Genomic DNA, 275 nt, shown 5'->3' on the forward strand with positions numbered 1-275 from the left:
GGCGGATCGTCTCGGTCCTAGCGCGCGCAGATCGGCGACGGGCCGTCGGTGGTGGTGATCCAGCAGGCGCGGTCGCGCGGGTTGCGGATGTAGGCGCCGCCGACGGGGACGCGGCGCTCGGCCGAGATCACTTCGAACAGGCTGCCTCCGCTGCCGTCGATGATCAAGCGCACGGCGATGTCCGGCCCGTTGAGCTGAAAGCTGCCGTCGCCGAACAGGGGGGTGAAGGTGCAGGTCGTCTGGGTCATCCGGCCGACGCTGCACTGGATCTGGCG

At 70.2% G+C, this 275-nt stretch carries 1 protein-coding gene; it reads right to left on the reverse strand.

The window, feature by feature from the left end:
* Positions 1-17 precede the first annotated feature (17 nt).
* The coding region (locus RYX56_RS22255) for a hypothetical protein (RefSeq protein WP_317124105.1) at positions 18-275 on the reverse strand (258 nt) is incomplete at its 5' end.

This window comes from Alkalihalophilus lindianensis (genome assembly GCF_032843265.1).
Lineage (GTDB): Bacteria > Bacillota > Bacilli > Bacillales > Bacillaceae_D > Alkalihalophilus > Alkalihalophilus lindianensis.